This is a genomic window from Neorhizobium tomejilense (assembly GCF_964254135.1).
In the GTDB taxonomy this organism is placed as follows: domain Bacteria; phylum Pseudomonadota; class Alphaproteobacteria; order Rhizobiales; family Rhizobiaceae; genus Neorhizobium; species Neorhizobium tomejilense.
Genome location: NZ_CAXUSO020000002.1, coordinates 93,500 through 112,241, shown reverse-complemented (window position 1 = coordinate 112,241; position 18,742 = coordinate 93,500). Strand labels below are relative to the sequence as shown.

Sequence of the window (18,742 nt, the reverse complement as noted above, 5' to 3'; positions counted from 1 at the left end):
ACTCCCGCTTTCACAAGTGTGCCTACGCGCCACTTGAGCATCAACTGCCCATATACTACGAAGGAGATGGTCGGAGCCAGTGCGAGAAAAAATCTCATTTATTTTGCCGTAGTTCAGTTTTAGCATGACCGTACCGGTACATATCCAGCATGTCCGGCGGGATGCCCCAGTCGTGGGCTCCGACATCATCATGCAGTCTTTCTAAGTTGGCCTTATGACTTTCGACGATTTGTCGCGTGAGTCCGCCCGGTGAAGGCGTAAAGCCGTGCTGATAGGCGGCGCTCATGATATGCTTGATTGATTTCTCGATTGCTGCCTCGCGACTAAGGATACGCAGCGGCTTGCGTTCGGGATGAAACCACTCAATGCGTTCATCCGTCTTGTCGCCATGTATGATGTTCGCCAGTATCTCCGAAAGCAGCGGCGACAGATGAAACCCGTCACGCTTGGTCCCGGTGCAGACAACTAGATTCGAAATCGAGGTCCGGCCGATCAGCGGATAGCCATCCTGGCTTGTCGGACGCCAGCCTACATTGATGCCGACGAGATCAGCCTTGTAAAAATTAACGTTGATCTGTTCCATAGCGGCCTTCATCAGCGTTTCGACGCTGGTAAGGCGGCCATAGTTGTACGGAGTGGGAGAAATAAAATTCGTCGCACCGATCAGGATATGGTCTTGTGGCTCGTCGGGATCACGGAAGAATGGTACGCTGTAAATACCGCACGCGAGCCCCCTGTTAGGCGTCCTTATGGCCTTGGTGTGTGGAAAGTCGCGGCTTCTGATTTCAAGCGAAACCCCAACGCCATAGAAAATGCGCTGGATATCAATTCCCAGATCGCTCTTTTCAATCAGATCCGTGACCGTCGCCCCCGTCGCTAGGAGGTAGGTGTCACCAACGAGCGTTTCACCATTGGAAAGTACAACCCCGGTTAACACCTCAGCCGTCTTCAACAGCCGTTGTGCTTCGGCATCAACAAACCTTACCTGAGGGAACCGCTTGAGAAGATTGTCGAGTTTCTCCAAAATTAGTTTCGGATTGAACCAGCCTTCATTTTCAATGTAGAGGGCGCGTGTTGCTCGCGCCTTCTGTTCCGGCAAATAGTTTGGGATGTCTCTTGGCGAGACATGCCTGAACGGTTCGTCGAATTGCTCTAGGGCATTGACGATTGCATCGTAGTTTTCGTCATCCAGATCATCTGCGGCGGTGTTATTGACAACGTAGGTACCGGTATCAACGCAACCGCCGCCGCCGAAGCCAGAGCACTTCCTGCATCCCAATGGCAGACAAGACGCGCCGGCTTCGATCATTTCATTCTCGAAGCGCGGCCACATTCTCCCCGCTAAATGGCTGAGTTCGAAACGGAACATGTCAATTTCATGATCGAGCGATCCTTTTTCGATCTCGGCAAACGAGTTCAACATGGCGCCCGCCGCTCGGGTAGCAGAACCCGCGCGGGCGCTCGGCCCGATGATAGTGATAAGATCCCGAGCGTCTGCCCTTTTCGCGAGGCGAAACGCAGTTGTCAGGGCAATGATCCCGTTACCGATTATAACTGTTTCCATAAGAACCCAATAGCTGAATTAGACGGCTATTTAACCAAATAGCAGAGGCCCGGATAAGTCGAACTCCGGTAAATTTTATGGGGCACTTTCGTCAGAATGTTGTCCGCGTAAACTTGGCCCTCGGCCTGAACGGCAACACCGCGACTGATTTGCCAGAACGCGACAATGCCACCGGGCACCAGGCGGTCCCAGACATCCCCAAAGGACTTCAGAGTCGGATCGTACGAGTTGACGTCGAAAAAGGCTAAGGAGACGAACTCCCCAGGATTTTCTGTGAAGAAGTTCGGGATTTCGACGCGACAATCACCCTTGATGACTTTGTGCTTGCCGTTGTAGTTCCCCATAGCGTTACTACGTTCGTGCAAGACGAGCAGCCTGCTAAGAAATTTGGAGTAGTCCTCTCCGCCGAGGTCGTAAGTTCCCTCCTTATGGAGTTCGGTGGACTTATCTTTGTCAGAGAATCCCGCATAGCCTTCAAATGTGTCAAAGCAGACAATACGCCGATTGAAATGAAGAGGCTCGTAAATTGCGCGAAGATTCTCGCACAATACGGCCGTTTGGCCTCTCCACGTGCCGATATCCATGACAATCCCCGGAAGAGAAACTATCTTCTGATAGATCTCAGCGACGCCTAGGATCCTAGCCAGCAACGAACCTCTTAGAAAAAGACCGAGCGAACGCTCCTTCTCCTCATCCGTTGCTTGATAGGACTGCATGATATCAAAAATTTCTTTCCTCGACTCCAGTGCATCACTTGGTGAGTAAGAAAGGATTGACGACTCGTGACCTGTTGACATGTTCTGATTTCCTTATCGTGTATTAGAGAATTTCACGCACGATATAAAGCGGCCTGTTTTGTACCTCGGTAAAGACCCGTCCCAGATACAGACCGAGTACGCCTGTACTGCCCACCTGAACGCCGAATCCGATCAGGCCGATTGCGGCAAGTGATGTGTAACCCGGCATAACAGTGGCGCCCAACAGCTTTTGCACGACCACAAAGGTGCCAAGTAAAGCGCCGATAAGGGCGAAGGCGAGTCCAATTCCTGCGATGAACTTCAGCGGTCTATCTGAAAAATAGAGAATTCCCGTCAGGGCAAGCCTCAGTCGCTTACGAAAATTGTAGGACGACTTACCGTCGGCCCGTTCCCTGTGAATGATTTCGACGTAATGATGACGGAAGCCCAGCCATTGATCGAGGCCTTGTGGGAAGCGGGCTTTCTCCGTCAGACTGTTATAGACGTCCACGAATGCTCTATTCATAACTCGCATAGGGGATGTGTGAGGCGGGGAACGGAGGCCCGTGAACAATTCGAAAACCCAAAAGTACAACTTAGAAGTAATTCGGTCCACCAGAGGGCTGTTCCGCTTCCTATACTGGCCGATTACGAGATCATATTGCCCGGTCCTAACGGCATCGAGCAGCTTGGGAGCCTCGGAAGGCGGGTCCTGACAGTCTACATTCATGCGCATTACATACTTGCCAGATGCCAATTGGAAACCACAGGCAATTGCCGCGTGCTGTCCAAAGTTGCGCGAGAGATCAACGACTTTAACAAAATTGAAGTCGTTCCGGACTTCTTTGAGAATTTCAAAGGAGTTGTTTGGGCTGCCGTCGTTAATGAAAATCAGTTCCATGTCCGCGGAGATATCAGTTTTTTCAAGGTATGCCTGAAAGACGTGCCGTAGCTCCTCGCAGCAGTTTCTTGCCAAATAGCCATCCCCGTAGATCGGAATTACTATTGAAAATTGCATCAGGTCGCTGCCTCTCCCAAATCGAATGGGCCTTCCAATTAGGGAAAAAGAGTTTTTCTGTCAACGACTGCTACGATAGAGCTGGCTCGGGAAATCTGAACAGCCAGGATAGGTGGAATTTCTGCCTGACTTCGGCTTAGATGCCGAGAACAGGAGATACCATGACGAGACGACCGCGCCGGAACCATAGCCCGGCTTTCAAGGCAAAGGTTGCGCTCGCCGCCATCCGAGGCGAGCAGACGCTGGTGGAATTATCCCAGCAGTTTGACGTGCACGCCAATCAGATCAAACATTGGAAAGACCACCTCCTTGAGGGGACGACAGGCGTTTTCGGCGATGAACCGAAGGCGGAACCGGCGGGCCCCACCGTCGATGTCAAAACGCTGCACGCCAAGATCGGCGAACTCACACTGGAGAACGTTTTTTAGCCGAAGCGCTCGGCAAGGCGGGATTGCTGGGCGGAAAAAAATGATCGTCCGCGTACACGAACTGTCGGTCACACGCCAGGCGAAGCTTCTCGGCTTCAGCCGTGGCAGCGTCTACTATTCTCCACGTCCAGTGTCGGAGGACGATCTTGCCCTGATGCGAACGGCATCTCGACTACCCTTTTGCCGGAAGCCGGATGTTGCAAGGGCTCTTGAGGGGAGAAGGACTGGAAACTGGGCGGCTGCACGTCACCACGCTGATGAAGAAGGTGGGCATCAAGGCCATCTACCGTCGCCCGAACACCTCCAAACCCGCGCCGGGACACAAGGTCTATCCCTATTTCTTGCGCAAGATGCCAGTCACCAGACCCAATCACGTCTGGGCAATGGACATCACCTACATCCCCATGGCGCGCGGCTTCGTCTATCTCTGCACTGTCGTGGACTGGTTCAGCCGGAGGGTTCTGTCATGGCGGCTGTCGATCACGATGGAAGCAGACTTCTGCATCGAAGCGGTCGAGGAGGCGCTGGCTCGCTATGGAAAGCCTGAAATATTCAACACCGACCAGGGATCGCAGTTCACCTCAGTGGACTTCAGGCGGTGCTGAAGAAAGCTGAGATCGCTATCTCGATGGACGGCAAGGGGCGCGTGGCGGGATAATGTCTTCGTCGAGCGGCTCTGGCGGTCGATCAAATACGAGGAGGTCTATCTCCACACCTACAAGACCGTGTCCGAGGCCCGCGCTGCCATTGGCCGATATCTGAACTTCTACAACAGCCGGCGCTACTTCAATGCGCTGACACCGCTGATGGTAGCAGCATAATCGAGGCGGAAATCCACTTAGCAAAACGCCCGGAACTGCTCAGACAAACCGAGCCACCTCTTTTGCCGCCGGCACGAATGCCGAAAGCCTTTCATCGTCTCCTCTGTGGTGGTGGCTCTGGTGAGGCGTTATTGAAAGCTATTTCAACGTTTTGGAGCGGTCAAGCGTGTCGAGCGTCACGAATAACCACCCAGAGCCAACAGAAGTGCGCCTGCCGCGATTATGGCTAGGCCTGGCCAGTTTTTCGATATTCCAAGGTACCTGAGGCCTTGGCGCCATGGCTCAAGCGTGCCGCCGCCTAGCGGCATTTGATGCGGATCACTCGGTCTTCGACCAAGTGCAGACGAAAAGAGAAGAAGAAGTCCGCCGATTATTAGGGCGGCACCGATCAGGATTGCCCACATGGTGGCCTCCATAAGTCTCAGAATGTGGGTAAACCAAATCCGGGCTTGATCGTTCCTCTTTGTCAAAACCCACGTTTGGGCAGAATCCGCCGTACTGGCTTATTGGGCTGCGGCCAAGGGGCTCCAGCGCACCGTCTGCCACTAGTTCGTACAGCCGGGTGGTGTAACCGAGGCTCAAGGCTGCCGGTCCCGCAGCCGGACGTGAAGGGCACCGGTTTCAATTATCATCTTCTTCGTCATCGTCATCTGGAAACTCAATCGGATCCAAACCTTGCATTGTCCGCATTTTGTTGGCCAAAGCGATGGACAGTTTGTCCCAGATGTTCTGCGGCACTTCGTCCGCCTCGAACAGGGGCTCGTCTACCTCGAACTCTTCCATCTTTCAACAATGGAATCCAAGTCCAGAGCGCCTCGCTCAACCACTTTGTAGAGCTTAGAGGCTTGGTCTAGTGTGAGGTTCGGATCCGACAATACCGTGGGAACATCTGTCGCCATCCGCTTCGCGACCTCACCCTGTTCCTTGATCAAGGCAATCCAGTCCGCTGCCATGTTCCCCTCCATTTTTCTGGAGCAGATCATGCAGCGGAAAAGTTGTCTACTTTTCCTTTCGCAATCGGACGCCCTGACCTTCGCCGTTCTCGTCGACGAAGATAAGCTGGAAATTCTGGTTCGATTCCAGAGGCGCCCACCACCACACCGGGGATTTGCCATCACCACCCGCTCCTACACCGCAGGGCAAATCCCATACGGTATTGCCGTCCTGTTCTGCAGGGCGGCTTTTACCTAGTTGCCGTGTTGCAGGGACTTGTTTGCAACACCTACACACCCGTTGAATTCGTTGGGAATATTTTGCAACACGCTGAAAAGCGCAACTGCGCCAAGCACTGGATTTCTTTGAAAGAAATGGTGCCCGGAGGCGGATTTGAACCACCGACACGCGGATTTTCAATCCGCTGCTCTACCAACTGAGCTATCCGGGCATCGAGGCCTATGAAGCCTTCCGGCCCGAGGCCGGCGGGGGCGTATCCCCCGGAGCGAGCGGGGTTATAACATCTTGTTCGGCCATGTCCAGCGCCAGAGACCACTTTTTTGACAGGTTTGCGAAAATCGCGATTTCCTGAACAAAAACAGGCGCGACCTGCCCGGCTCAGTCGTCCGAACCGTCGGCCTTGGTCTCGTCGTCCGAGACAGGAATGGCATATGAGCCCGTCAGCCAGCGCGACAGGTCCAGCGTACGGCAACGGTCGGAGCAGAAGGGATAGTGGTCGCGCGCCGAGGGCTTGCCGCATTCCGGGCAGGGCCTCGTCTTCCTGAGCGGCTCGACCTTGCCGCCGGTCTTGATCGGTTCTGATGTCATCGTTGAATACTCCTTTCTACAGGGGGGCATGGCGCATTCGGCAGCCTTCCAGCGCCGATGACACCCTGCGGGCGCAGCCGAAGCGCCTTTCGGCCTGCTCCATCGGCCTGCACCGTCTGGACCCGCCTCTATCAGCCCTCCGGCCAGGCCGCCACCACGTCGAAGCCTTCGCCCGCCAGAAGTCCGGTCACCTCGAAAAGCGGCAGGCCGACGACATTGGTGTAGGAGCCGACGAGTTTCTGGATGAACGATCCGGCAATACCCTGGATCGCGTAGGCGCCCGCCTTGCCGCGCCACTGACCGGACGCGATATAGTTTTCGATCTCGCGGGTGGAAAGCCGCTTGAAGCGTACCTTGGTCTGCACGACCTTCTGGCGGAATTGACCGCCGGGGGTGATCAGGCAGATGCCGGTATAGACCCAATGGCCGCGCCCGGAGAGCAGGTGCAGGGCCGACGAGGCCTCCTGCGTATATTCGGTCTTTTCGAGAATGCGGCGGCCGACGGCGACCACCGTGTCGGCCGACAGGATATAGCTGTGCCGCCAGGCCGGATCGTTTTTGATCGCCGCCAGTGCCGCTTCGGCCTTTTCGGTCGAAAGCCTGCGGGCGAGCGAGCGTGGATGTTCGGATTTCTTCGGCGTCTCGTCGATATCCATCGGCATCAGCCGCGCCGGCGTAATGCCGGCCTGGTTGAGGAGGTCGAGGCGGCGCGGAGAACCGGAGGCCAGTATCAGCTTTTGTTCCAGCGCCATGAGAGCCCGCCGCGGATGATGAGGATTACTTGAAGCGGTAGGTGATGCGGCCCTTGGTCAGGTCGTAAGGTGTCATTTCGACGAGCACCTTGTCGCCAGCCAGAACGCGGATACGGTTCTTGCGCATGCGGCCGGCGGTGTGGGCAATGATCTCGTGTTCGTTTTCCAGCTTCACGCGAAACGTCGCGTTGGGCAGGAGTTCGGTCACGACGCCCGGGAATTCGAGGACTTCTTCTTTAGCCATCTATAGTTTTTCTTCCTGTGTTTGGTTGGGCCGGCAACGCTTTTCGCGCCCGCCCGGAAATTTGCGCGGAAACTACACAATCATGTCCGCTTTGTGAACCTCGCTTGAGCGCTATTCTCAATGTCGTTTCAAGCGGCCTGCGGCGAGCGGTTTCAGGCGGTCTCGGCCGGATGCCGGCTGATGCGGGAAAGGCGCTCGTCGATCAGCTTCCAGAGATGGTCGCGGACCTCCCGATAGGCACCCAGCATCTGGTCGCGGGTGCCTGTCGCAGCGGTCGGGTCCATGGTCGGCCAGTAGACCACGTCCACGGCATTTGAACGGGTCAGTTCCAGCGCGGCATGGTGGGCTTCCGGAGTCAGCGTGACGATCAGGTCGAAAAAATCGTCCTCGAGCTCCTCCAGCGTACGCGGCTGATGGCGGCCGATCGAAAGCCCGACCTCCTCCAGTACCGCATCCACGAACGGATCGCGCTCGCCGGAGCGCACGCCAGCCGACTGGACGTAGATATCGGGTGGCAGCAGCCGCTTTGCAATGGCCTCCGCCATCGGCGAACGGATGACGTTGAAGCCGCACATGAAAAGAATGGCGCCCGGTCTTTTGGCCTTCATCAGGGGGGCGGGCACTGCCTCCATGCTCAGCCGCGCCAGTAGAGCACGCAGACCAGCGTGAAAAGCCGCCGCGCGGTATCGAAATCGACGCGGATCTTGCCGTCCAGCCGGTCCATCAGCGTCTGCGAGCCTTCGTTGTGGACGCCGCGGCGGCCCATGTCGATCGCCTCGATGCGGCTTGGCGTCGAGGAGCGGATCGCCTCGTAGTAACTCTCGCAGATCATGAAGTAATCCTTGATGATCCGCCGGAAGGGGGTCAGCGACAGGATATGGGTCGCGACCTGCTCGTCTTTGTCCGTGGTGATGCCGAGCATCAGCTTGGCATCGACGAGCGAGAGTTTCAGCTTGTAGGGGCCGCCGGCATGGCCGAATGGCTCGAAGGAGTTTTCCTCGACGAGGTCGAAGATGGCGACCGCCCGCTCGTGTTCCACATCGGGCGTCGAGCGCCCGATCGAGTCGTCCAGAACGACGTCGTAGAGCCGGAAGTCCCCTTGCCCCATCCGTCAACCCTCGTCGTCGAGGGGCAAGCCGTTCAGGCGGATCGCAACGGAACGGGCGTGGGCATCGAGGCCTTCGGAATGGGCAAGCGTAATCGCCGCGGGCGCAAGCTGGCGGAGCTGATCGGGCCCAAGCCGCAAAATAGAGGTGCGCTTGACGAAATCGAGCACCGAAAGGCCGGACGAGAAACGGGCCGAGCGGGCGGTCGGGAGCACGTGGTTGGAACCGCCGACATAGTCGCCGATCACTTCCGGCGTATGGCGGCCGACAAAGATCGCGCCGGCATTGCGGATGCCGGGCAGCAGCACGTCGGGATCGGCAACGGCGAGCTCCAGGTGCTCGGCGGCGATGCGGTTGGCAAGCGGCAGCGCGGCCTGCAGGTCCGGCACCAGGATGACGGCGCCGAAATCACGCCAGCTGGCGGCAGCGGTCTGCGAACGCGACAGGGTCTTCAGCTGGCGCTCGACAGCGGCCTCCACCGCCTTGCCGAGCCCGGCATCGTCGGTAACCAGGATCGACTGCGCGCCGGCATCGTGTTCGGCCTGGGCGAGCAGATCGGCCGCCAGCCAGTCCGGATCGTTTTCCCCGTCGGCGATGACGAGGACCTCCGAGGGGCCGGCGATCATGTCGATGCCGACGGTGCCGAAGACATGGCGCTTGGCAGCCGCCACATAGGCATTGCCGGGGCCGACGATCTTCGCGACCGGGGCGATCGTCTCCGTGCCATAGGCGAGTGCCGCGACCGCCTGCGCGCCGCCGATGCGGTAGATCTCGGTGACGCCGGCGATGTGGGCGGCGGCAAGCACTGCGGGATTGATCGTTCCGCCATTGGCCGGCACGACCATGACCACACGCGGCACGCCGGCAACTTTTGCCGGCACCGCATTCATCAGCACAGAACTCGGATAGCTCGCGGTGCCGCCCGGGACATAGAGCCCGACCGCCTCGATCGCCGTCCAACGGGAGCCCAGGCCGACGCCGATCGCGTCCTCGTAGATATCGTCCTTCGGCATCTGGCGGGCATGGTGGCGCTCGATGCGCTCCGCGGCGAACTTCAGCGCGTCGATCACCTTCCGGTCGGTCGCGGCAAGTGCGGCGCCGATCTCGGCCTCGGTCACCTTTATTCCGACCTTGGCCAGGTCGATACCGTCGAAACGGGCGGAATAATCGATCAGCGCCTGATCGCCGCGAGCACGCACATCGTCGATGATGGCGCGCACCACCGTGTTCACGTCTTCCGAGACCTCCCGCTTGGTCGACAGAAATGCGGAAAATCTTGCCTCAAAATCCGGCGACGCCTGATCCAGCCAAATTGCCAAGCGGATATTCCTTCCAGCTCAAAAAACAATGTTATCCCGGTCGGGCTGTTCGGACAAACGGGGCCAGATCAGGGATGACGGGGCTTGGACGCCGTTTCCCATGCGCCGCCGACATCCGCAAGAGCAACTTCGATGCATTCGACGTCGAGCGCAATCGTCGATTTACCGGAAAGCACCAGTTCGATCGTGCCTTCCGGGCCGTCGCCCTTCTGCGAAAAGGTGATCGCCAGCAGCGACAGGACTTCATCCTGGCGGCCGCGGTTGATGCCGGTCGAGCGCACCGCCTCGACCCGCTTGAAGACGATCGCCGCCCGGCGGCGTTCGAACCCCTTGCGCTGCTTGGCCGCGGCATTCTCCCAGACGAAGCGGTTGGCCGCGAGCGAGAAGTTGCGCTCGGGCTGCGACCAGCGCACGTCGCCCACCTTGAAGACCGCATCCTGCATATGGGCGGAAATGACGCCCAGGTCGTCCGTATCAAGGGCCAGCAGCTTCAAGTCGGTCATCGCTTCCAATATCCATCCAGAGGCGCGTATTCACGCGAAAGTTCCTGGACTTGAGATAGGATGTGGCGAGGCAAGAAGCAACGGCGGAGCGCAAGACAGAACGTAGCTTTATCCGCACCGACGGATGTGTCGGCACGGTTGAAGAGGGGAATGGGGCAGACGGGGCATTGCTCAGGCCTTTCTACGGCCGAGAGCCGGTCCGGTCATCACCTGCCGATATAGGCGGCGAGTTCGTCCGGCGTCCCATTTGGGAAGGACTGCTTGAGAAACTCCAGGAAAGCCGACACGCGAGCACTGAGCAGTCGCCGGGATGGGTAGAGCGCCCATAATGCGATCTCCGATCCCTCTATATTCCCCCAGTGCAGCAAGGTGCCGTTGGCCAGATCGTGGCTCACCAGCGAGATCGGCAAACGTGCGGCGCCAACGCCTGCCCGGACCGCATCCCGCACCATGATCAGCGACGACAGAGAAAGGACGGGCTCGATGGTGATCTTCGCAGACCCTTTTGATGTCGCGACATTCCAGGTCTGTCGATCGCCGGCGCCGCGTATGACACCCGGCGCTGGTGAGTCGGCGGCCGGGCGAGGAAGGTCAGGGCTCGCCACGACGACCAGGCGGTCGCGCAGAAACGCCCGCCCGACCAGGTTTTCGTCGGGATCCGGATTGACCCGGATGACCAGATCGTAGCCTTCCTCGATCATGTCCACAGGCCGATCCTCGGTCGTCACCTCCAGCCGCACCTCCGGATATTTAAGGGCAAATCCCGCCGCAATCTTGCCCATCGCGCTCTGGGAGAAAAGCGCCGGCGCGCTGATGCGCAACTTCCCCTTGGGCGTCTGGCCACCCGAAGCAATCGCCGAAGCCGTCTCGTCGAGTTCGGAGAGCAGCCTCGCCGTCCGCTCGAAGAGCGCACGTCCTTCTTCGGTGAGCTTCAGGTCACGCACGCCCCGCTCGAACAGGCGCAGGCCAAGGCTGCTTTCCAGTTCTCCAACGCGGCGGGACAGGGTTGCCTTGGGCCGACCGGTGGCCCTTGCCGCTTTGCCGAAGCCGCCGTGGCGGGCCACGAGATTAAAATCGGCGAGGGCAAGAAGGTCCATATGTGTCCCACCAGCGAGACGGTGCGTCTAAAATTTCCGTCTATTGGGCTGCTAGTGGATCACACATATTCGGCGTGTCAAGTAACCAACACGGAGAAATATCATGACCATTCTCGTTACCGGCGCCACAGGCAATGTTGGCAGCCAGATCGTCGAACACCTCGTCAAGCGCGGCGCTGATGTCCGCGCTCTTGTCCGGGACCCCTCGAAAGCCGTTTTCCCGGCGGGCGTCAACGTTGTGCAGGGCGACTTCCTCGATATCGATTCACTGCGAAACGCCATGTCTGGAGTTTCCACATTGTTCCTCTTGAACGCAGTGGTGCCGGACGAATTCACCCAAGCGCTGGTCGCGCTGAACGTCGCCAGGTCGGCCGGCATCGAGCGGATCGTCTACCTGTCGGTGATCCACGCCGACGTCTACGTGAACGTGCCGCATTTTGCGGGCAAGTTCGGCGTCGAACGAATGATCGAGCAGATGGACTTCAAGGCTACGATCCTGCGCCCGGCCTACTTCATCCAGAACGACCTGATGATCAAGGACGTCATCACCGGCTACGGCGTCTATTCGATGCCGGTCGGCGACAAGGGGCTTGCGATGATCGACGTGCGTGACATCGCCGAAATCGCCGCCCTTGAGCTGCTGCGTCGCGAACAGGCTGCACAGCCGCTTCCACTCAACCGCATCAACCTCGTCGGTCCCGACACACTCACGGGAACGGACATCGCCACCATCTGGTCGGACGTTCTTGCCCGCCCGATCAGCTATGGCGGTGACGATACGGCAGCCTTCGAGCAGAACCTCAAGCAGTTCATGCCGCAATGGATGGCCTATGACATGCGCATGATGGGCGAACGCTTCCTGACCGACGGCATGCTGCCCGAAGGCGGCGACGTCGAGCGCCTGACAACGCTCCTCGGCCGACCGCTCCGCTCCTATCGCAACTTCGCCACGGAAACCGCGGCTGCTGCCTGAGGCAGGCCGTCCCACAATGTCAAAACAAGGACCATCGTCATGATCTATTCGACCGCCATCGTCCCGGTAAATCCGGAAGGCGAAACAAAGCTCACCCGCGAGCAGATCTGGAAAGGCCTGGAACTAAAGGCGCGCGATGCGCGCCTGTTCCTCCCACCCGGTCTCTGCACCCGCTGCGATGTCGTGGAAGAAAGCGCGACCCACTTCGTGCGCGAAGCCACCATCGCCGGCTCCGACCTTCGTGAAATCATCACCCTTGAACCGCAGAGCAAGGTCACGTTCTTCCAGGCAACCGGTCCGCGCGAAGGCGCCATCATCAACGAACTGTTCGAGGATGAAGCCGGCGCACTGCGGCTTCGGTTCTACTGCTACCTCGGCCTGCGCGGCAAGGAACCGAACGGCCCAGAGGAACAGGCCGAACAGGCGCAGTTCGACAGCGATAATGGCTACAAGTCCGCTCTGCTGTCGACGCTGAAGCGGACCCGCGAGCTGCTCACGGAGGGAAGGCTCTAGTCATCACCAGAGATGCAAACAGCAGGGCCGCCTCTCAGCGAGGCGCCCTGCGTTGCGAGTGAACCAAATGACGACCAAGTCCCTCCCGACGCATCCCGCCACGCTTTCGATCTCGGTAACGTCAATCGATAGGTCGCCAGCACCCCCCCACCGGCATTCAGCTGGGAAAATCGGCTGAAAGGCTGATTTCCTCCCATAGTTCGATCTGGGTCAAGCGCTCCTTCAGCTTCTGGGTGACGGCGTTATAGCAGATGGCCCCCAATACCAGGTGGCGGGGCGCCTGATCCGCTTCGGTCGCGGCGATCATCGCCTCGCCGGCGCGCACCGGATCGCCCGGCTGGCGGCCGCTATAGCCGGAGGTTGCGCCCATGCGGGCGGCGGCGGTCTCGGCATAGTCGGCGATCCTGCTCGGCGTCTGCTTTAGGGAGCGGCCGGCCCAGTCGGTGCGGAACGGACCAGGCTCGACGCAGGTGACCTTGATGCCGAGCGGCGCGCCTTCATGGGCGAGCGCATCGGAAAAACCTTCGACCGCATGTTTGCTCGCCGCATAATAGCCGGAGCTCGCAAGGCCCATGAAACCGGCCATCGAGGTGATATTGAGGATGTGGCCCTTGCGCTGCGCCCGCATGCCCGGCAGCACGGCGCGGGTCATGGCGAACAGGCCGAAGACGTTGGCGTCGAACATCGCGCGGATCTCGTCCTCCTCGCCTTCCTCGACCGACGCCTGATAACCGTAGCCGGCATTGTTGACCAGCACGTCGATGCGGCCGAACTTCTCTTCGGCGGCCGAAACCGCATCGGCAATCTGCTTCATGTCTGTCACGTCGAGATCGAGCGCCAGGACATGTTCCTTGTCGTCGGCCAGATCGGCGACGCGATCCTTGCCGCGGGCGGTGACGACGGTCGGCCAGCCGCGCTCGATCGTCAGCTTGGCGAGTTCGCGGCCAAAGCCGGTGGAGCAGCCGGTGATGAACCAGACGGGGGCTTGAGTATGGGTCATGGGGAAAATCTCCGTGGTGTGCCGGATCAAACAATATGAGGCGGGAAAGGGATGGACGTCTCAAAGAGATAGAAACGCAAAAAAAGGACGGCAAGGGCAATGCCCCGACCGTCCTTTGCAAAATATCAGCCTTGCGGATCGATCAGTCGCTGACGCGTTCGACCACGGCGCCGCAGCGGGTGAGCTTTTCTTCCAGCCGTTCGAAACCGCGGTCGAGGTGATAGACGCGGCTGACCATGGTCTCGCCTTCGGCGGCAAGGCCGGCGATGACCAGCGAGACGGAAGCGCGCAGGTCGGTTGCCATGACCGGGGCGCCCTTCAGGCGCGTCACGCCTTCGACCCGGGCCTTCTGCCCGGAGAGCGAGATCCTGGCGCCGAGGCGGGCAAGTTCCTGCACGTGCATGAAGCGGTTCTCGAAAATGGTCTCGGTAATGTTCGAGACACCGGAAGACCGGGTCATCAGCGCCATGAACTGCGCCTGCAGGTCGGTCGGGAAACCCGGGAACGGCTCGGTGGTGATATCGACCGGCTGGATGCCGTTGCCGTTGCGCACGACGCGCAGCCCGCTTTCCGTCTCGGTGATATGGGCGCCGGCCAGCCGCAGCGTGTCGAGAGCGTTGTCGAGCAGCGAAGCTTCGGTGCCCTCGAGCACGACATCGCCGCCGGCCATCGCAACCGCCATGGCATAGGTACCGGTCTCGATGCGATCCGGCAGAACCCGATGGCGCGCGCCCGAGAGCGAGGTGACGCCCTCGATGGTGATCGTCTGGGTGCCGGCGCCGGAAATCTTGGCGCCCATGGCGGTCAGGCACTTTGCGAGATCGACGACCTCCGGCTCGCGTGCGGCGTTTTCGATCACCGTTGTGCCGCGGGCAAGCGTCGCCGCCATCATCATCACGTGCGTCGCGCCGACCGACACTTTCGGGAAGACGTAGCGGGCGCCGATCAGGCCGCCCTTCGGCGCCGTGGCGTTCACATAACCGCCGTCGACCTCCAGGGTGGCGCCGAGCGCCTGCAGGCCTTCGAGGAAGAGATCCACAGGACGCGTGCCGATGGCGCAGCCGCCCGGCAGGGAAACGCGCGCCTGGCCTTCGCGCGCGAGCAGCGGCCCGATGACCCAGAAGCTCGCCCGCATCTTCGAGACCAGCTCATAGGGAGCGGTCGTATCGACGATGGTGCGGCAGGTGAAGTTGATGGTGCGGGAATAACTCTCTTCCTGACGCTCGCGGCGGCCATTGACGGCGACATCGACGCCATGATTGCCGAGGATGCGCAGGAGCTGTTCCACGTCGGCCAGATGCGGCACGTTTTCGAGCGTCAGCGTATCGCTCGTCAGAAGGGAAGCGATCATCAGCGGCAGAGCGGCGTTTTTCGCTCCCGAGATCGGAATGGTGCCCTTGAGTTCGTTGCCGCCCACAATTCTGATGCGATCCATAAGTTGTAACTCTTCCTTCTGAGCGCGAAAGGTGGCGTCCTTAGACGAAATCCGCCGCTGCTTCAATGATTGCTGAAATGGCCCGCCGCAATAGCCTGCCCGCTGTCCCGTCCCGGCGCATAAGCTATGATGATTCGTCCGTTTTTGCGGCAGGCAGCCCTTCGGTCGAATCCTCCTCGCCCGCCCGGCGCGCCCGCGCCTGGGTCTTGCGGCGCATCAGGTTCTCGCGAAGTTTGGCCGCAGCCTTTGCATTGCGCTGCGCCTCGCGCGCTTGAGCCGCCTTGCGAGCCCGGTCGCCGCGGCCTTCGCCGATATCTGCGCCTTCTGGATCGTGCCGTTCTTCATCATTCGCCATGGCTCTCCATACTCAAAAAGCGGGATTCTTGAAAGCGGAAGCGACGTTTTCCCCACTCGTTGGCAAAGAACTTGGAATTTGCGGCTTGCGCTGCCGGTGAACCTATGGCAATAGGCCGCTGCCGACGACGCGGGTCTTTCGCGCCGGCTGACGCTGCTATAGCTCAGGGGTAGAGCACTCCCTTGGTAAGGGAGAGGCCGAGAGTTCAAATCTCTCTAGCAGCACCATTTTTCCTTCTAGAAAAGCGGTTTGGACTTACACTCTCATCGGCGGCTCCCCGTCGCTCGACGAGTTGCAGAACCTGTCCCGAATTGCCCCACGTGCCATGCCTCCTCCGGCGAGACGCTTATTGCCGTCTCTCGGCAATTCTTCTTTCTATTATCAGGCGTAAACGCCAAAGGAGATGATCCGGGAGCGAACGGAACTTGTTATGCTGCCGTTCATTTTAGCTCTGCTAATTTGGCTTATTACCGTTGCTGGAGAGAAACAATGAAAGCGAAACAATTCGGATTGCTGGCGGGCATGTCGGCCTTGCTTGTCGGCGTCAGCATTCAACCTGCCCCTGCCACTGCCCAAGGGTTCGAATTTGAATTCGGAGAACGTGGCATGCGGATCGAGCGCCCGGATGGCTATGATCGGCGATACGATCGCCGCGAGCGGCGATACGAACGTTCAGGCTGCGGCCCGCGTGAAGCCCTGGGCGCTGCCTCACGATACCTGGACGACCCGTACATCAACGCTGAGAACCGAAGGTACTATTATATCGATGGGTACGGCAAACGCGGTGGAGGCCGTGGCCGTCCGGATTCCGTGATGATTTCCAAAGCCCCCGGTTGTCCACGCGTGTAGCAATCATTGCTTCGCTAAGCCGGTGAGGCCAAGCCCGCGGTCGGCGCGCTGCCCTCCGTTACAGACACAGGTCCTGTACAACAGAGTATATGCTCGGGGCCGGACTGTGGACGTGACGGGGGCCTTGCCGGTGCTGCACCAGATGGGTGATGAAAAACCGGCCGCACAGAAGCCTGGCCGTGGCAGGCAAGGCCTTCCTGCATCTCGCCTCCTTCCGCGCAAATTGACCGAATAAGTATCACACCGCGATGTTACCAACGGCAGCGAACTGGCTCACATGCCTGGATGCGATCGGGCCACGGGTCTTCAGAATCGTATGAGGCGTGGTTGGCAAAGTGGTTTGCAAGCGTTTAATACGCCGCCTATGTGAGAACTTAATCGTCGGGTGCGGCGAGCGGGAGCCCAATTGAGCGGCAAAAAAAGCAGGAAGAACCACCTGGATTCGGGCGCTGTGACCAGCGTCCTCAAGCGGGTGATCGCCGAAAACGGCAGGGATCATATCCGCGGTTATGCCTTTGCGATCTTCTGTCTGATCGCGACAGCCATGTCCACCGCCTTCACGGCATGGATCATGGAGTCGGTCGTCAACGAGGCCTTTGCCAACAAACGGGCCGACATGGTCCTCGTCATCTGCTTTGCGATCTTTGCAGCCTTCGTCATTCGCGGCCTGGCGACCTACGGGCAGGCGGTGACGCTGTCCAAGATCGGCAACAATATCGTCGCTCGCTATCAGCAGCGCCTCTATTCGCATCTCATGAAGCTTTCGGTCGGCTTTTTCGCGGAATCGCGATCAGCCCAACTCGCCGGGCAGATCGGCCAGAATATCGGCGGCATAAGGGACGTCCTCAACCTGGTGGTCACATCGACCGCCCGCGACCTGCTGACGCTGGCGTCGTTGATCATCGTGATGATTTCCAAGGACTGGGTTCTCTCGCTGATCGTGTTTGCCGTGGCGCCACCGCTCATTCTTGCGATCCGCTACCTGTCGCAGCGGCTGCGTAGCGTGACGCGCGAAGCCGTCGAGGTCAGCAGCAAGGTGCTGGGCGCCATGCAGGAAACGATCCAGGGCATTACCGTCGTCAAGGCCTTCACCATGGAACAGCAGCTGGAAGCCAAGGTCCGGCGCATTATCGAAACGTCCGAAAGGCAGAGCAACCGGATTGCCCGCCTGTCCGAACGCACCGCCCCGCTTACCGAGACATTCGCAGGCGTGGCGATCTCCAGCGTGATCGGTTATGCCGCCTTCCGTTCGATCTATGACGATGTTGCCCCCGGCGCCTTCTTCGCCTTCATCACGGCCTTGCTGATGGCCTACGACCCCGCCCGCCGGCTGGCCCGGATGCAGGTGCAGCTCGAACGATCCGTCATCAACGCCCGGATGATCTACAATCTGCTCGACATGCAGCCATTGCAGCGGGAAAATCCGAACGCCCCTGACCTTGTCGTCACCAAGGCGCAGATCGAACTGAAGGGCGTCGTGTTCGCCTATGGCAGCGGCCAGCCGATCCTCAAGGGGGTAGACCTCATCGCGGAGGGCGGCAAGACCACTGCCCTGGTCGGCCCGTCGGGCGCCGGCAAGTCGACGATCATCTCGTTGATCCCGCGTTTCTACGATCCGGCCGAAGGCCAGATCCTGATCGACGGACAGGACATAGCCCATGTGACCAAGGCCTCGCTGCGTCACAGCCTCGCCTATGTCACGCAGCAACCCTATCTGTTCGAAGGAACGATCCGCGACAACATCCGCTACGGACGGCCCGAAGCGACCGATGCCGAAGTCGAGGAGGCCGCCCGCCTTGCCCATGCCCACGAGTTCATACTCAAGCAGCCGGCGGGTTACGAAACACCGGTCGGCGAACACGGCATGACCCTCTCCGGCGGCCAGCGGCAACGCCTGTCGATCGCACGCGCGCTCGTGCGCAACGCACCGATCCTGCTTCTCGACGAAGCCACCTCGGCGCTCGACAACGAATCCGAAGCCGCCGTGCAAAGGGCGCTCGATTCAGCCATGCACGGGCGAACCGTCGTCGTCATCGCCCATCGCCTCTCCACCGTCGTCAACGCCGATAAGATCATCGTCATGCACGAAGGACGGGCAGTCGAAGAAGGCACCCATGAACAGCTCGCCAACCGCAAGGACGGCCTGTATGCCCGGTTGAACAACCTAAAGGCCCCGGAAGAGAACCGTTAGATATCACCCGGATCTGAAGCTGCCAGTGGCTGACAGTTAGCTAATACCCGGCTACTCCAAATGCCCGACACATTCA

At 59.5% G+C, this 18,742-nt stretch carries 20 protein-coding genes, 2 tRNA genes and 1 pseudogene; 6 read left to right on the top strand and 17 right to left on the bottom strand.

Features of this window, described 5'->3' with window-relative positions; translation table 11 throughout:
* Window positions 1-94: 94 nt before the first annotated feature.
* From ACSQ3G_RS23300 to ACSQ3G_RS23290, 3 genes are read right to left on the bottom strand one after another with little or no spacing between them, the layout of a single operon-like run.
* Complete coding sequence (locus tag ACSQ3G_RS23300; protein WP_436111858.1) at window positions 95-1,564, bottom strand: NAD(P)/FAD-dependent oxidoreductase; 1,470 nt, start codon at window positions 1,562-1,564, stop codon at window positions 95-97.
* A 26-nt stretch (window positions 1,565-1,590) separates the two neighbouring features.
* Window positions 1,591-2,361, bottom strand: coding sequence for a class I SAM-dependent methyltransferase (locus ACSQ3G_RS23295; RefSeq protein ID WP_436111857.1), 771 nt, complete (start codon window positions 2,359-2,361; stop codon window positions 1,591-1,593).
* 22 nt (window positions 2,362-2,383) lie between these two features.
* Window positions 2,384-3,319: a glycosyltransferase family 2 protein gene (locus ACSQ3G_RS23290; RefSeq protein WP_436111856.1), complete on the bottom strand. Its 936-nt coding sequence runs from the start codon at window positions 3,317-3,319 to the stop codon at window positions 2,384-2,386.
* Window positions 3,320-3,480: 161 nt separating this feature from the next.
* Between ACSQ3G_RS23290 and ACSQ3G_RS23285 the strand changes: the two are divergent.
* A pseudogene (locus tag ACSQ3G_RS23285) lies at window positions 3,481-4,568 on the top strand (IS3 family transposase).
* 176 nt (window positions 4,569-4,744) lie between these two features.
* Here the strand turns inward: ACSQ3G_RS23285 and ACSQ3G_RS23280 are convergent.
* From ACSQ3G_RS23280 to ACSQ3G_RS23230, 11 genes are all read right to left on the bottom strand, one after another.
* On the bottom strand, window positions 4,745-4,972 hold the full coding sequence (locus ACSQ3G_RS23280; protein WP_436111855.1) for a hypothetical protein: 228 nt from the start codon (window positions 4,970-4,972) through the stop codon (window positions 4,745-4,747).
* A 217-nt stretch (window positions 4,973-5,189) separates the two neighbouring features.
* On the bottom strand, window positions 5,190-5,351 hold the full coding sequence (locus ACSQ3G_RS23275) for a hypothetical protein (RefSeq protein WP_436111854.1): 162 nt from the start codon (window positions 5,349-5,351) through the stop codon (window positions 5,190-5,192).
* Between the two features lie 525 nt (window positions 5,352-5,876).
* A tRNA-Phe gene (locus tag ACSQ3G_RS23270) sits at window positions 5,877-5,952 on the bottom strand.
* A gap of 167 nt (window positions 5,953-6,119) precedes the next feature.
* Window positions 6,120-6,329: a DNA gyrase inhibitor YacG gene (gene yacG, locus ACSQ3G_RS23265; protein WP_046607348.1), complete on the bottom strand. Its 210-nt coding sequence runs from the start codon at window positions 6,327-6,329 to the stop codon at window positions 6,120-6,122.
* 131 nt (window positions 6,330-6,460) lie between these two features.
* The gene (locus ACSQ3G_RS23260; RefSeq protein ID WP_436111853.1) at window positions 6,461-7,081 is read right to left on the bottom strand and encodes a Maf-like protein; all 621 of its coding nucleotides are present in this window, start codon (window positions 7,079-7,081) and stop codon (window positions 6,461-6,463) included.
* Between the two features lie 25 nt (window positions 7,082-7,106).
* Window positions 7,107-7,325, bottom strand: a complete 219-nt coding sequence (gene infA, locus ACSQ3G_RS23255) for a translation initiation factor IF-1 (protein WP_004435948.1) — start codon at window positions 7,323-7,325, stop codon at window positions 7,107-7,109.
* A 152-nt stretch (window positions 7,326-7,477) separates the two neighbouring features.
* Complete coding sequence (locus ACSQ3G_RS23250) at window positions 7,478-7,957, bottom strand: arsenate-mycothiol transferase ArsC (RefSeq protein ID WP_105441081.1); 480 nt, start codon at window positions 7,955-7,957, stop codon at window positions 7,478-7,480.
* Between the two features lie 2 nt (window positions 7,958-7,959).
* On the bottom strand, window positions 7,960-8,433 hold the full coding sequence (locus ACSQ3G_RS23245; protein ID WP_046607346.1) for a UPF0262 family protein: 474 nt from the start codon (window positions 8,431-8,433) through the stop codon (window positions 7,960-7,962).
* 3 nt (window positions 8,434-8,436) lie between these two features.
* Window positions 8,437-9,750 (bottom strand): histidinol dehydrogenase, encoded by a 1,314-nt coding sequence (gene hisD, locus ACSQ3G_RS23240; RefSeq protein ID WP_436111852.1) that lies wholly within the window; start codon window positions 9,748-9,750, stop codon window positions 8,437-8,439.
* Window positions 9,751-9,818: 68 nt separating this feature from the next.
* Window positions 9,819-10,253: a DUF2948 family protein gene (locus ACSQ3G_RS23235; protein ID WP_105427427.1), complete on the bottom strand. Its 435-nt coding sequence runs from the start codon at window positions 10,251-10,253 to the stop codon at window positions 9,819-9,821.
* Between the two features lie 206 nt (window positions 10,254-10,459).
* Window positions 10,460-11,350, bottom strand: a complete 891-nt coding sequence (locus tag ACSQ3G_RS23230) for a LysR family transcriptional regulator (protein WP_436111851.1) — start codon at window positions 11,348-11,350, stop codon at window positions 10,460-10,462.
* A 103-nt stretch (window positions 11,351-11,453) separates the two neighbouring features.
* Here ACSQ3G_RS23230 and ACSQ3G_RS23225 point away from each other — a divergent pair, with 103 nt between their 5' ends.
* On the top strand, window positions 11,454-12,323 hold the full coding sequence (locus tag ACSQ3G_RS23225) for an SDR family oxidoreductase (RefSeq protein WP_436111850.1): 870 nt from the start codon (window positions 11,454-11,456) through the stop codon (window positions 12,321-12,323).
* 39 nt (window positions 12,324-12,362) lie between these two features.
* A complete protein-coding gene (locus ACSQ3G_RS23220) occupies window positions 12,363-12,836 on the top strand; it encodes an SRPBCC family protein (protein WP_436111849.1) in 474 nt (157 codons plus the stop codon).
* A gap of 157 nt (window positions 12,837-12,993) precedes the next feature.
* Here the strand turns inward: ACSQ3G_RS23220 and ACSQ3G_RS23215 are convergent, their stop codons facing one another.
* The 3 genes from ACSQ3G_RS23215 to ACSQ3G_RS23205 all read right to left on the bottom strand — a co-directional run bounded on the left by ACSQ3G_RS23215 (window position 12,994) and on the right by ACSQ3G_RS23205 (window position 15,626).
* Window positions 12,994-13,836, bottom strand: coding sequence for an oxidoreductase (locus ACSQ3G_RS23215; protein WP_436111848.1), 843 nt, complete (start codon window positions 13,834-13,836; stop codon window positions 12,994-12,996).
* A 142-nt stretch (window positions 13,837-13,978) separates the two neighbouring features.
* A complete protein-coding gene (gene murA / locus ACSQ3G_RS23210) occupies window positions 13,979-15,271 on the bottom strand; it encodes a UDP-N-acetylglucosamine 1-carboxyvinyltransferase (protein WP_046669444.1) in 1,293 nt (430 codons plus the stop codon).
* Window positions 15,272-15,395: 124 nt separating this feature from the next.
* Entirely contained in the window at window positions 15,396-15,626 is a 231-nt protein-coding gene (locus ACSQ3G_RS23205; RefSeq protein WP_436111847.1) for a hypothetical protein, read from the bottom strand.
* A 152-nt stretch (window positions 15,627-15,778) separates the two neighbouring features.
* Here ACSQ3G_RS23205 and ACSQ3G_RS23200 point away from each other — a divergent pair.
* From ACSQ3G_RS23200 to ACSQ3G_RS23190, 3 genes are all read left to right on the top strand, one after another.
* A tRNA-Thr gene (locus ACSQ3G_RS23200) sits at window positions 15,779-15,853 on the top strand.
* Between the two features lie 262 nt (window positions 15,854-16,115).
* The gene (locus ACSQ3G_RS23195) at window positions 16,116-16,475 is read left to right on the top strand and encodes a hypothetical protein (protein ID WP_436111846.1); all 360 of its coding nucleotides are present in this window, start codon (window positions 16,116-16,118) and stop codon (window positions 16,473-16,475) included.
* Window positions 16,476-16,926: 451 nt separating this feature from the next.
* Entirely contained in the window at window positions 16,927-18,666 is a 1,740-nt protein-coding gene (locus tag ACSQ3G_RS23190) for an ABC transporter ATP-binding protein (RefSeq protein ID WP_436111845.1), read from the top strand.
* The last annotated feature ends 76 nt before the right edge of the window (window positions 18,667-18,742 follow it).